The 13165-nt window shown below is 42.7% G+C and carries 11 protein-coding genes; 3 read left to right on the top strand and 8 right to left on the bottom strand.

All coding sequences use genetic code 11. The features are described from left to right. From NU887_RS12020 to NU887_RS12010, 3 genes are read right to left on the bottom strand one after another with little or no spacing between them, the layout of a single operon-like run. Positions 1 to 1032: a phosphotransferase family protein gene (locus NU887_RS12020; RefSeq protein ID WP_258423625.1), complete on the bottom strand. Its 1032-nt coding sequence runs from the start codon at positions 1030 to 1032 to the stop codon at positions 1 to 3. Continuing rightward, complete coding sequence (locus NU887_RS12015) at positions 1029 to 2237, bottom strand: acyl-CoA dehydrogenase family protein (protein ID WP_258423624.1); 1209 nt, start codon at positions 2235 to 2237, stop codon at positions 1029 to 1031. The genes NU887_RS12020 and NU887_RS12015 overlap by 4 nt, the downstream gene beginning before the upstream one ends. Before the next feature lie 11 nt (positions 2238 to 2248). Continuing rightward, positions 2249 to 3016: an SDR family NAD(P)-dependent oxidoreductase gene (locus NU887_RS12010; protein ID WP_258423623.1), complete on the bottom strand. Its 768-nt coding sequence runs from the start codon at positions 3014 to 3016 to the stop codon at positions 2249 to 2251. A 145-nt stretch (positions 3017 to 3161) separates the two neighbouring features. Between NU887_RS12010 and NU887_RS12005 the strand changes: the two genes are divergently transcribed. Continuing rightward, entirely contained in the window at positions 3162 to 4133 is a 972-nt protein-coding gene (locus tag NU887_RS12005; protein ID WP_258423622.1) for a zinc-dependent alcohol dehydrogenase family protein, read from the top strand. A gap of 1222 nt (positions 4134 to 5355) precedes the next feature. Here the strand turns inward: NU887_RS12005 and NU887_RS12000 are convergent. Next, entirely contained in the window at positions 5356 to 6057 is a 702-nt protein-coding gene (locus NU887_RS12000) for a TetR/AcrR family transcriptional regulator (protein ID WP_258423621.1), read from the bottom strand. A gap of 84 nt (positions 6058 to 6141) precedes the next feature. Then, positions 6142 to 6780, bottom strand: coding sequence for a hypothetical protein (locus tag NU887_RS11995; RefSeq protein WP_258423620.1), 639 nt, complete (start codon positions 6778 to 6780; stop codon positions 6142 to 6144). 564 nt (positions 6781 to 7344) lie between these two features. Here NU887_RS11995 and NU887_RS11990 point away from each other — a divergent pair. Both NU887_RS11990 and NU887_RS11985 read left to right on the top strand, forming a co-directional pair. Further along, on the top strand, positions 7345 to 8115 hold the full coding sequence (locus tag NU887_RS11990; protein ID WP_258423619.1) for an SDR family NAD(P)-dependent oxidoreductase: 771 nt from the start codon (positions 7345 to 7347) through the stop codon (positions 8113 to 8115). A gap of 145 nt (positions 8116 to 8260) precedes the next feature. Further along, on the top strand, positions 8261 to 8704 hold the full coding sequence (locus NU887_RS11985) for a styrene oxide isomerase (RefSeq protein ID WP_258423618.1): 444 nt from the start codon (positions 8261 to 8263) through the stop codon (positions 8702 to 8704). Positions 8705 to 8781: 77 nt separating this feature from the next. On the opposite strand, the gene tyrS is transcribed toward NU887_RS11985, so the two are convergent. The 3 genes from tyrS to NU887_RS11970 all read right to left on the bottom strand — a co-directional run bounded on the left by tyrS (position 8782) and on the right by NU887_RS11970 (position 13122). Then, positions 8782 to 10077, bottom strand: coding sequence for a tyrosine--tRNA ligase (gene tyrS / locus NU887_RS11980; RefSeq protein WP_258423617.1), 1296 nt, complete (start codon positions 10075 to 10077; stop codon positions 8782 to 8784). Positions 10078 to 10219: 142 nt separating this feature from the next. After that, a complete protein-coding gene (locus NU887_RS11975; RefSeq protein WP_258423746.1) occupies positions 10220 to 12061 on the bottom strand; it encodes a gamma-glutamyltransferase family protein in 1842 nt (613 codons plus the stop codon). After that, positions 12061 to 13122 carry a carboxypeptidase-like regulatory domain-containing protein gene (locus NU887_RS11970; protein ID WP_258423616.1) on the bottom strand — a complete coding sequence of 354 codons (1062 nt, stop codon included), beginning with the start codon at positions 13120 to 13122 and terminating at the stop codon, positions 12061 to 12063. The genes NU887_RS11975 and NU887_RS11970 overlap by 1 nt, the downstream gene beginning before the upstream one ends. Between the last annotated feature and the right edge of the window lie 43 nt (positions 13123 to 13165).

The following is a 13165-nucleotide window of genomic DNA, read 5'->3' as shown; positions in this document are numbered from 1 at the left end:
TTATATTTTATTATTTTGGATACCAGTCAATGCTTTCTTTCCACAGGCTTCCACCACATGGATCAGGGCGGAAAACCTTGGGTCTTGGGCAAAACCCATTGTAAATCTTTTATATATCTGTTGTGCAATTACAGCAACCTTGAACAAACCATAGGTATAATAAAAAATCATATTTTCCAAATTGAGCGGACTTTTAGAGGCATAAAAGGCAATGGCTTCAGCCCTGGTAAAATTGCCTTCCATGTAGCTGAGGTTAAACATTTTGAGGATATCCGGGTCACCTGCTTCTGCCCAATAGGCCAATGAGGTTCCAAAATCCATCAAAGGATCTCCGACCGTCGCCATTTCCCAATCCAAGACGGCTTTTATGCTAGGATCATGGGGACCTGCCAATACCAGGTTGTCATATTTGTAGTCGTTGTGGATGAACCCGATGTTCTCGTTTTTTGGGAGGTTTGATTTGAGCCAGTCGATGACCGCTTCCAATGCTTTCAGTTCATTGGTCTTGGCATTGAAATACCGCTCAGACCAACCAATAACCTGCCTTTCCACATAGCCTTCCGGTTTCCCCAATTGGGACAAACCTGATTTCTCCAACTCCAGGTGATGGAGCTCCAATAATCCATCTATGGTGTTTTTGGACAGTTTTTGGAAATAGTCCTTTCCGAGCGTCATGCCCTCCGGGATTTTATTTCTGAGGATCAGGCCTTCTACTTTTTCCATGATAAAAAAAGGAACGCCGATGACCGTTTCGTCCTCACAGCATAAAATGGGTTTTGGGATTTTGTCATATCCGGCTTTCTCCAGCGCCTCCAAAATCCGGAATTCCCGGACCATGTCATGGGCTTTGCTGATTTTCATACCCAAAGGCGGCCTTCTCAAGACATATTGCCCATCGGGGGAATTGATCAAGAAAGTAAGGTTGGAATACCCGCCCTTGAATTGAGAGATCACCGTGCTTTGGGGATCGAGATTCAGTGTTGCTTCCAAAAATGGAAAGAGGTTTTCGAGACCTTGAGGTTCCTTGTTCATTCTTGGGAATAGTTTTTTAGGATTCTTTTGGCCAAAACTGATTTATGTACCTCATCAGGACCGTCGTAAATCCTTGCCCCGCGCTCATGTCGGTACCAAAATGAGAGCAGGGTGTCATCGGTTATTCCCAATGCCCCATGTACCTGAATGGCTTTGTCCAAGGTGGTCATCAGGACATCAGAGACAAAAAACTTAATGGTAGAAATATCTTCTTTGGCGGCTTTTGCTCCTTCCTGCTCGATCTTGTGCGCAGTCATCATCACCATCAATCGGGAGGCTTTGATGCTGGCAGCGGCCTCGGCAATCCAATTTTGGATGGTTTGTTGAGAGGCGAGGGGTTTGCCGGGATCCAATTGTCTGGACAAGGCCCGCCTGCACATCATTTCCAAAGCCCGCTCACAGATTCCAATCCAACGCATGCAGTGGTGGATTCTGCCCGGTCCCAATCTTTCCTGTGCCAAGGCAAATCCTTGTCCTTCTTCCCCAATCAGGTTGGAAACCGGAACCCTGCAATTGGTAAACATCACTTCTCCATGAGATAGGTAATCTTCCCCTACATCACCCATGATGGGGATATTTCGGAGCAATTTGTAGCCGGGATTATCCAAAGGAACCAATATCATGCTTGCCCTCAGGTAAGGATTGGGGTTAGTCGGATCTGTCAAAGCCATGACGATGGTAAAATCCGCCCCATCTGCAGCCGTGGTAAACCACTTGTGGCCGTTGATGACATATTCATTTCCTTCTTTGACTGCAGTAGTCGAAAGGTGAACAGGATTGCTGCCGGGATTATTGGGTTCGGTCATGGCGAAGCAACTCCGGATTTCACCCCTTTGAAGCGGCGCAAGGAATTTTTCCTTTAGTGCTTTGCTGGCAAAGCGGTGCATCAGTTCCATATTCCCGATATCGGGTGCGTTGCAATTGAAGATGTAATGTCCAATCGGGCTTTTTCCCAACACCTCAGAAATACTCGCAAATTCCGTCAGGTCCAAGCCCAAACCTCCGTCTTCTTTGGAAAGGTGGGGAGCGAAGAGCCCTTCCTTTTTTGCCAGTTCCCTCAAGGATTTCAACTTCGGCAAAACTGCCTTGAAAGAACCATAAACAGCTTCCTGTTCCAAAGGATGAACATGGTTTTTGATAAAATTCTCGTACCGAGATACCAAGTCCTGTACCTCTTTCGAGGCAAATATTTTATTGAATTCCATAAGGTCGATAGTTAAATGGTAAATCCCCCGTCGGCTGTCAAGGTAGCGCCGGTGGTGTAGGAAGAGGCTTTTGAAGCCAAAAAGAGCGCCATGGCACCGATTTCCTCGCTTGTTCCCACCCGTTTGATGGGGAGGGCTTTCATCATGTGCTCCATGATTTTATCATTGCTCCAAAGTGCTTCTGAAAATTTGGTTTGGATCAATCCCGGGCAGATGGTGTTGACCCGGATTTTATGGTCGCCCCATTCTTTGGCATATACTTTTGAAAGGGAAATCAAGGCTGCCTTGCTGACGCTATAGATTCCCAAGCCCTGTTCAGGCGAGATCCCGCCGATGGAACTGATATTGATCACAGATGCTCCTGAGGAGGCCCTCAAATAGGGGAAACATAAATTCATCAGGTGAAAAGGGGCTTTGACATTGACATCCATGATCTTGTCAAAAGCCTCGGGAGTTGTATTATGAACCGGTCCAAAAACAGGGTTTACTGCAGCATTGTTGACCAAAATATCAATTTGTCCATATTTTTCGATGGTCTGTTTGACCAGGTTGTCCATTTCCTCCATTCGGCCGACATTACAGGCAATGGCAGCAACTTCATAGCCTTTTTCCCTGAGTTGGGTGGCCATTTCATCCAATGCTTCCTGCTTTCGGCTGCTGATTACGACTTTGGCTCCTGCAGCTGCAAAAATCTCTGCGATCCCGAAACCTATACCTTTGCTTGCACCGGTGATGATGGCCACTTTGTTTGCCAATGAAAATAATGCAGATAAATCCATAATTGTTATTTGGGTTTTTAGATAGGCTACAAGATAAAAATTAAAGCATTTAATGGCTATTCGGATTAGAAAAATATTATGCATACCGAGTATTTTTTATAACTTCATTTTTGAAAACAGAAAATAAATCCATCTCAACAGAATCATGAAACAAGTAATTTTTCACCAAACAGGCTTTCCTTCAGAAGTGTTACAACTTGAAGAAGCCCCTATGCCACAGCCAAAACCGCATGAAGTCAGGATCAAAGTCACCGCAAGGAATATCAACCCATCGGACATCATGTTTGTACGTGGGATGTATGGCATTACGCCGAAACTACCCAGTAGTGCCGGATTTGAAGCAGCCGGGGTCGTAGATGCATCCGATGAAAGCAACTCCATACCCGTGGGTACCAGGGTGATTTTTACCGCGATCGGAACCTGGAAAGAATATGTTTGCATTCCTGCCGCATTGGTCATCCCTACACCGCAGGGAATGACAGATGAGGTAGCCTGTCAGGCATTTGTCAATCCATTGACTGCATTTGGAATGATCGAAACAAGCGGATTGAAAGAAGGAGATTGGCTTTTGATCACTGCTGGAGCTTCTGCCTTTGGCAAATTGGCCATCCAAATGGCGCACCAAAAAGGCATCAAAGTAGCCTGCACTGTACGTAGGGACGACCAAAAGGAACTGCTACAATCCATCGGCGCAGACCTTGTCATCAATACCGAAAAGGAAAAACTTCAAAAGGTAATTGCTGAACAAACCGGAGAAGGTGTCTCTGTTGTATTTGACGCAGTAGGAGGGGTTCTCGGTGCCAAAGCCATCGCAAGCCTAAGAACAGGCGGAAAAATGATGGTTTTTGGATTGTTGAGTCTGGAAAATATCCCTTTGAATTCCGGCTTGTTGATCTTCAAAAATCTGAAAGTTGAAGGTTTTTGGTTGACCACCTATATGGAAAGTCTGAGTCCTGAAGAAAGAAAAACGGTATTCAAGACTGTGTTTACCTATCTTCTTTCCAATAAAGTAAAGGTAGATGTGCAGGATTCCTTTCCTTTGGTGCAATTCAAAGAAGCCCTTGAAGCCTACGAAAAAGGTGGGAGAAATGGGAAAGTATTGTTGGTTTCCAAATAATAAATAGGAGAGAATTCTCTCCTTTGGGCTTTTTACTGATGAGGTATTTGTCGGAGCCGTCACTTTGAGTCACTAACATTTTTAGAAATGTTCAGAAAAGAAATGACGGTTGGTCTTGCGTCATCTTGAATCCGAGGTACAGCCTGTCCCGATTTTTCGGGAAGGATGAAAGATCTCTGAATAAGGAGACACTTCACTACTTTCAGTGTGACGACCCGGAAATTCACGTCATCCTGAGTGGTCAACATTCGAAAATGTTCAGAAAGTGGGAACGACGAAAAGGTTTAATTAAATGGGCCTCGTCCACGATAGCGATCGGGATCGGCCACCGCGGATGTTCTTGGGAAAGGGGCATGAGGGGAAAAGCGGCACCGCCGCTTTTCCCCTCATGCCTTCTAATATAACCAAACACTAGTTCCCCGAGCTTGCCGAGGGGCCATTTAAGTCTATGTCATTGGTGAAGAAGTACTGCCTGTCCCGTTTTCTTCGGGAACTGAAGGATCTCATTTACTTTAGGTTAGACCCTTCGCTTCACTACCAATGACAGAATTTGTTTCATTCGAGGATGTTCAACCCCTTTGGGGTTGGACTGAATTTCACAATCGCGCTGAATCCCCGGTCCGCGATAGCTATCGGGAGCAACCCGGGGCTATTAATGGTTCAACCCCCGTTGGGTGTTTTTAGTACTAATCTTAACTTTTCTGAATATTTCTTATTATGTTAAAAACTCAGGGTGTTGGCCTCAAAATCTGCTATCGGCAACCGCAGCCAGCGTCATCTTGAATCCGAGGTACGATTCCGACAGCTGTACGGGAGAAAGATTTCGTTTCTTTAGACTTTTCGCTACACTACTTATGACAGAAATGGAATTTTCCCCTTCGACAAGCTCAGGGACCGGAGATTCGGTGTTTAGAGGGGCATGAGGGGAAAAGCGGCACCGCCGCTTTTCCCCTCATGCCCCTTAATTTAACCAAACACTAGTTCCCCGAGCTTGCCGAGGGGGTCATTTAAGTTGATGTCATTTGTAATTCAATAGGAATGTAGCTTTAGCCCATTCACAAGTAAATGCCGAAAAAAAAAACTCGGCTTAAGCTAAAACTATGAGATTGGAATTATGGAGGTGGAAAGGATTTGGTTAAAGCCGGGGAACTCGGTGGTTTTATTTCCCCTCCAGCTAAAGCAGGAGGAAATTTAATCGAAAAAAAAAGAATAACCCCATTCACTAAAACAAACTTCCCTGTACCGGTTGTACTTTTTGAGCCTGAAAGGTTCCTTTGAGCATGTCTTGGAGCAATCGGTTGAAAGAGGGTTTCCAGGTTTCCAGGTTGATTTTGGCATCTTTTCCTTCATATCCAACAGGACCCAACAGCCTTTCATATCCTACCAACATGGCCCAAATCGTATAGAAAGTGGCTTCAGCCTGTAATTCAGGTCTGATGCTGCCGTCTTTTATTCCTTGGACCACCATTTGGGTTCCTATCTTTCCGCAGTCATGGTGTACCTCCAAAAGCTTTTTAAAATGATCGCTTTCCAATACCAATGGATCTATTGTTGATCTAAGACTTTCATCATTATACTGCTGCACCAGACCCATAAAGTTCAGGATGGCTTCATAGTACATCCTGTTGCTTTTGGCAAACTTGAAGTAGTTATTGGAAAGTTCGGTCAGCATGTCAAGCCCGTTTCTGCCTTTGATTTTGATGACATCACGGAATACATCCTTCAATTCATCGAAGGCTTTTTTGGTCACTGCCATGTACAGGTCTTCTTTGTTTTTATAATAAAAATAGGTGAGTCCTTTGCTTATTTTGGAAGCTTTGGCCACATCTTCCATTTTGGTGGACTGATATCCCTTTTCTGTAAAAAGCTTGATTGAAGCCTCTAAAATCAATTTTTCTTTCTGTTGTCTTTCCTGAGCTCCCATACTTTAAATCTTTCGAATTCTGTTCAAATATATTAAACAAGAGTCAGAAAGTCATTGGAAATTTATCAACAAAAAAGCAAAGGACTAATTGTCAATGCATTTGAAAAAAATCTGCCACTGTTCGTTATTAAAAATAACACTGATTTCAGTGACTAAGGTGTGCAGGCATTCCCTGAAATATTCGCTGTAAAAATTTTTTATGCCCAAATAAGATCCTATAAATCTTTCCCTCAAATCATCCATTTCTTTGTCCAATTCTGATTCAGTAAGGATGCCTTGCTCAAACATTTGGATGAATCCCTGTCTTTCGGCTTCACTTTCTTCCAGCAAAACCTCGATTTCAGCGATATAAGACAAACCCACCGAGTACCTACAAACGGCAAAAGTATTGCTTGCCTCATTGATTTTGATCTTTTGGAGAATTCCGGGATTCAATGAATTGGCACAATTGAACAACCTGAGGTTTTCCCCTTCAGGATTTTCAAGATCGGCCATCCTGATCCCATATACCCCATCCATTCCTTCATTTTCAAGGGAAAAAGCCTGTGTCTTGGTACCACCCTGAATGGAGAAGACAAAGAATCCTTCATGGATCTTGTCCACAACCCTGTCAATGTCTGCTGTAATGGCTTCAGGAATTTGGGGGTCTTCTTTGATGCAGGAAGATAAAATGCCTGAAAAGAGAAGTAGGAAAAGCAATAAAAAATGAGGCGAAATCCGCATAATTGAATCGTCTTTGTCTTTCAAAGGTATAAAAAAAAGCCTAAAAAACACCGGATTGAGGAAGTCGCTGTTTATGGTAATAGTTATATAGTTGAAAAATTTAAAATAAGAAAGCTTAAAAAATTTACCCGTTGGATTGAAGTTCCGTGAAGGACTCTCAAATCACCGGAATAATTTTTTAAAAAATGTTGGTCGATGGCGTTTCGTTTTGGAATAGCTATAAACTGCCTTGAATCATTTTCAGAATGCTTAAAATTAGGTGATAGTCCTGTCAAGTAATTCCTTGTTTGCATTCTTTTTTTAGTAAAAATCAATTCCTTGAAATAAAATAAAATGAATTTTTACCATCTTAAGGTAGGTTAGGATGTCAAGGTATCCCTGTTTTTATGGATGCCATTGTTCTAGCGCTTGAGGAAGGGGATCATTGAGAAGAAAATAACGCGCTGTATTTGGTTGTGACAAGGCTTTCTTTTTCCAAAAACCCCTATGAATTCCTGTATTTGATTTGCATGTCGCCTTTCAAAAATTGGTGAATTTAGCCATTTTCTAACAAATAAAACAAGCATGAGCCAATATGCACTGATTACAGGAGCAAGAAAAGGATTGGGAAAAGCCTTTGCCATAGAACTGTCCAAAAGAAAAATCAATACCATACTCGTAAGCCGTCCGAACGACGGTTTGCAGAACCTTTGCGAAGAATTAAAAGAAAAATACCAAGTTGACTGCAGGTATTTCGAAACAGATTTATCAGTATATAATAATTTGATTGATTTGGCGGATTGGGTTAACCTCCATTTTGATATCATCATTTTGATCAATAATGTTGGAACCGGCGGTACCATCAGGATGACTGATGCTTCCATTGAATATATTGATAAGATTCTAAAACTGAATATTGTAACTACCTCGGTGCTCACCCATCAACTTTTGCCAAACCTGCTGAGACAGCCTAAAGGGTATATTTTGAATGTTTCAAGCTTGGCAGCCCATCTTCCCATTGGTTTTAAAACCGTCTATCCTGCCTCAAAATCATTTATCTCTTCCTTTTCAAGAGGGCTTAACCAAGAATTGAAAGGCTCAAATGTGTCTGTGAGTGTGGTCAGTCCCGGGCCAATCAGGACAAATGGCGATGTCGTTAAAAGAATCAGCAAAGGATACTTTGGCAAATTTATGATCCTCGAACCGGAGGAGATTGCAAAGAAATGTATCCGTCAACTTTTTGAAAGGAAAGCTGAAATCATCGTAAACCCGATGGTTTGGCTCCTTATTAAGTTTTTGCCTACATGGATCACAACCCCTTTGATGAGCAGAATAGCGAAGAAAGAATTAGGCTAAAATAGGGATTTAACATCCCTATTTATATTGGATTCTCAAGGTAAAAAATGAATTCAAGAACCTTAAATTCAATTACTTGAAGGTATTTTTTTAATTATTTTGAATGGTTAAATTCGGATCATACCCAATTTAAATCCCAACACTTATGGTAATTTCATTTCAAAAAAAACTGCAATCTAAACGCCTCCTCTTTTTAGGCGTTTTCCTTTTCTTTCTAGGATTGTTGGTTGGTTTATTGATACCGGTAATGGCCAATCCGAGGATGGGTTTATCCTCCCATTTGGAAGGAGTTTTGAACGGGCTATTTTTATTGGCTTTAGGTCTAATCTGGGAAAGGTTGGAACTTTCTCAAAAATGGCTCAACGCAACGTTTTGGCTAACAGTCTATGGGTCATTTGCCAACTTTCTTGCGGTATTGATAGCAGCTGCTACAGGTGCAGGGAAAATGATGCCTTTGGCAGGAGGGCAAGAGGGTTCAGGTGTTGTTGAAGCCCTCGTGTCCTTTTTGTTGATTTCCCTTTCCCTTGCCATGTTGACCGCATGCTTTTTGGTATTGATTGGATTATATAATCACTTAAAATCAAAATGATGAATAAAAAAATTTCCATCACTTTCCACAAATAAACAATGGGAAAGTGATGGAAACCAATTGTAATAAGCTTGGATTTAAAGCTTGACAGAAATGATGTAATATTGTTTTTTGCCTTTTTGAACCAAAAGGTATTTTCCCTGCAAAAGTGAAAATGAAAGACCTTGGTTCGGGTCTGATATTTTCTCTTTGTTGATAGAAACGCCACCACCTTGGATCATTTTTCTTGCCTCGCCTTTTGAAGGAAAGATAAGTCCATTGGTTTTTTCTGATAGCAAGTCAACCACATTGGCAGCCGACTCATACTCAGATTTGGAAATCTCAGCCTGAGGTACGCCATCAAATACCTGCAGGAAAGTCCTTTCATCCAATGAAGCCAAATCCTCTGTGGATGATTTTCCAAAAAGAATGTCAGAAGCTTTGACAGCCATGTTGTATTCATTTTCACCATGCACCATGATGGTAACCTGCTTGGCGATTTCTTTTTGAAGCAATCTCAAATGAGGTGCTTCTGCCTGTTCTTTTTCAAGGCTTTCAATAGTAGCTCTATCTAATACAGTGAAGATCCTGATGTACTTGGAAGCATCCTCATCAGACACATTCAGCCAAAACTGGTAAAACGCATAGGGTGAGGTCTTCTCAGGATCGAGCCAAACAGAACCGCTTTCAGTCTTTCCAAACTTGGTTCCGTCAGCTTTGGTGATCAAAGGAACCGTCAAGGCATAGGCACTTCCACCTTCCATTTTGCGGATCAATTCTGTCCCGGTGACGATATTTCCCCATTGGTCAGAACCTCCGAGTTGGATGGCTACATGGTTGTTTTTCCACAAATGATAGAAATCGTAACCTTGGATCAGTTGGTACGAAAACTCTGTAAATGACAGGCCATTTCCGTCTTCCAACCTTCTTTTTACCGAATCCTTGGCCATCATGTAGTTGACGGTCATGTATTTGCCAACATCCCGGATAAACTCCAAAAACGAAAATTGGGACATCCAATCGTAATTATTCACCAGTTCGGCCTTATTCGAAGTTCCTTCTCTGAAGTCCAAAAAATGGGACAATTGCTTCTGAAGGCATGACACGTTATGGTCCAATGTGGCTTTGTCCAAAAGGTTTCTTTCTGCTGATTTGAAACTCGGATCACCGATCATTCCTGTAGCGCCACCCACGAGGGCATAAGGTTTGTGGCCTGCCCTTTGGAAGTGGAGCAAAGTCATCACCCCGACGAGGTGACCAATATGCAGTGAATCAGCTGTGGGGTCGAATCCAAGGTAGGCAGATGCCATTCCTTTCTTCAGGTATTCTTCGATTTCCGGGGTCATATCCTGAAGCATTCCTCTCCAGCGCAGCTCTTCAATAAAGTTATTCATGGGAAACTCTGATTTTTTGAAGGTGCAAATATAGTTTTTTGAATTCCTGATAAGGAATAAATCATGGATTTCTTGATCAAGCTTGGTTCAAAAAAATGAATTGCCAAGATAGGATAAATACATAAACCGATTCTGATTCAGTTTACCATGCTATCCCATAATCTTCCCCGTGGTTGCTTGACCCTCCCCAAAATGTCCCGTGCTTCCAATCGAACCAAATGGCATTGAGTGGCCCTGAAGTCCTTTCCAGCATATTTGGCTTATAGCCTCTATTTTGCAAGTCTTTTCTTACCCAAGCAGGAACCTGACTGTTGAGCGTGATGGCACCAGGTTTGGATTCATGCGCGCCAAAGGAAGATTGGATCTGGTAATTATGGATATTGGCGGCCTCTGCAGCTTCCTGTACGGTCATTCCAAATTCGACGATATTCAAAAATAACTGAAGCAGGTCTTGGTCTTGTGTATCGCCGCCCTGCACTGCAAATGAAAGGAAGGGTTTGCCATCCTTCAAAGCCATACTTGGCGTCAGGGTAACCCTTGGTCTTTTTCCCGGTTCAAGGACATTGAAGGGATTGAGTTTTTCATCCAAAACGAAGCTCTGCATCCTCTGACTCATTCCCACGCCTGTGTTTCCTGCGATTGTAGCTGGGACCCATCCGCCTGAAGGGGTAATCGATACCACCCAACCTTCTTCGTCCGCTGCTTGGATGGAAGTGGTTCCGGCGAGAAAATGGTCCAGAAAAGGATCGTCTTCACCTTGGATGGGCAGCTCAGGCCTGTCATATACCAAGGCTTCTTTTCTGTTTGTCAAGAGATGTTTAAAAGGATTGGTTTCTCCCTGAAAAGGGTAGGGGTCACCAGGACCGATTTCGGGATCGTTTTTTTCCTTGATCAGTTTTGCCCGCTCTTTCGCATATTCTTTGGACAGCAAACCTTTCATCGGGCTTTTGGGTCCAAAGTCAGGGTCACCGTAATAGAAATCCCTGTCAGAAAATGCTAGACTCATGCTTTGGTAAACCGTATTGATGTAATTGGCGGAATTATACCCCATTGACTTGAGGTCAAAGTTTTCCAGGATATTCAGACTTTGGAGCAATGCCGGGCCTTGGGTCCATTCCTGAAGTTTGTAGACATCTATTCCTTTGTAATTGACTTTCAGCGGTTCCTCAATTTTCACTTTCCATTTTGCAAAATCCTCCATGGTGAAAAGACCTCCTTGCTCTCTAGCACCCCTTACAATTTCCGCTGCAATATCCCCTTTGTAAAATCGCTCATAAGCGGCATAGATGGCTTCTTTCCTCGATTTTCCGGTAGCAAGCGCGGCCTTTTCAGTATCCACCAATTTCTTCAAAGTCTGATAAAGGTCTTCCTGCACAAAAATTTCCCCCGGATAGGGTGCTTCTCTTTCTTCTCCCAAATGTGGCAAAAACACTTTTTTGGAATATGGCCATTCTTTGATTTTGTCTTTATTGTTTTCAATCATATTGGCAGTTTGTGCTTCTATCGGATAACCCTTGGCCATTTCCATAGCAGGAGCGAGTACCTGTTCCAAACTCATCGTGCCATATTCGGCCAACATGGTCATCAATCCACCGGGAGTTCCGGGAGTAGTAGCTGCCAAGGGACCGAACTCAGGTGGATAGGCCATTCCCTTTTCTTTGAAAAACTCCACTGTAGCACCCGTCGGGGCAATTCCCATGGCATTGATGGCAATGACTTTCCCTGTTTTTGGATTGTAAATCAAAGCCTGCGTCTCACCACCCCAACTCAACACATCCCACATGGTACAGACAGCAGCAAGCATGGCACAGGAAGCATCCACAGCATTTCCACCTTGGTTGAATATCATGGCGCCGGCAGTCGCACCAAGAGGCTTGCCTGTGATTGCCATCCAATGTTTGCCATGGAGGGGCGGTTTTTGGGTTTGGGCAAATGCACTGGCAAAACAAAAACTGAGGAACAGAAGAATTAGTGGTTTTTTCATCATGGCTGATTGTCGATTAATTTGGGTAGTAAAGGGTCAAAGCCCTCAAATTTGCTGTTGTATTGGGTGAAAAGACTGAAAAGGGAAGAAGCTTCTTTGAGGTTAAGCTTATTTGTATCTGCAAATGCTTCCATTTCAGCTTGGTTTTCTCCGAAAATCGGGAATAATTTTTTCTTGTTGGAAGGGATTTCAATGATGTTTTTTCCTTCAACATAATAGTACACATACCGCTTGACAACCCTGTCATCAGGTTCTCCCACCATCAAAGCCTGATTGTAATTTGACTCCTTGATGGAAGCGATGGTTCTTCTGACCAATGGCATTTTACCATCCACAAGCACTTCAAAAAATCCTGCAATCGGAGAACCTTCCTCCTTGAAATCCATGCCATTGATAAAATACCTGGGAACACCATGTTCTGAATCTATCCAAACAATGTTTCTTACCCTCAATCCGGGAACTGTGGTGGCCTCTTCAGAGTTTTCTGACCTCAATTCAAATGTATTGCTGTTGATATTATACCTGACAAAATAACCTTCAATAAGCTCTTCGTTCCTATAGAGTAGGATAGAGGCCTTGTTCCATTTTGTATCCAAATAGAAATTTCCCTGCAGCTTTTTAGGTTCAGGTGGAATCCCATAAATGGCATTTCCGCCTATGAAATTGGGCCTTTTGTTGAATAATTCGGCAATGTTGGTGGCTCTGATTGTTTTTTGTAAGGCAGCCCCTGTGGCGTCTTGATAGCCCATCGGGAAAAGTGTGATTACCCCTAAGTTTAAATCTTCCTTGACTTGAATCTGTGCCTGATACGATTGGAAACCGTTTAATTTGATATTCAGGACATAGGTATTTGCAAACACACTGTCAATGGTAAACTTACCGGATTCATTGGAAATTGCAGAAAAAGCAAAATCTCTCAATGTGATTTCCGCACCGGAGATTAGCTCTTCAGTTGCACCGTTTCTCAATATCCCGGTCAAGGTAAATCTTTGGGCGATTAATTCCTGTACTGAAAAAGTCAAAAGCGAAATCATAAGCAATAACTCCCTGAATCTATTCATTTTGCTTTTTATTGCGGTTTAAAGTATTGAGAGTAAATAGTTA

Source organism: Aquiflexum gelatinilyticum (assembly GCF_024741135.1).
GTDB lineage: Bacteria > Bacteroidota > Bacteroidia > Cytophagales > Cyclobacteriaceae > Cognataquiflexum > Cognataquiflexum gelatinilyticum.
This window is presented reverse-complemented; position numbering and strand designations above follow the sequence as displayed.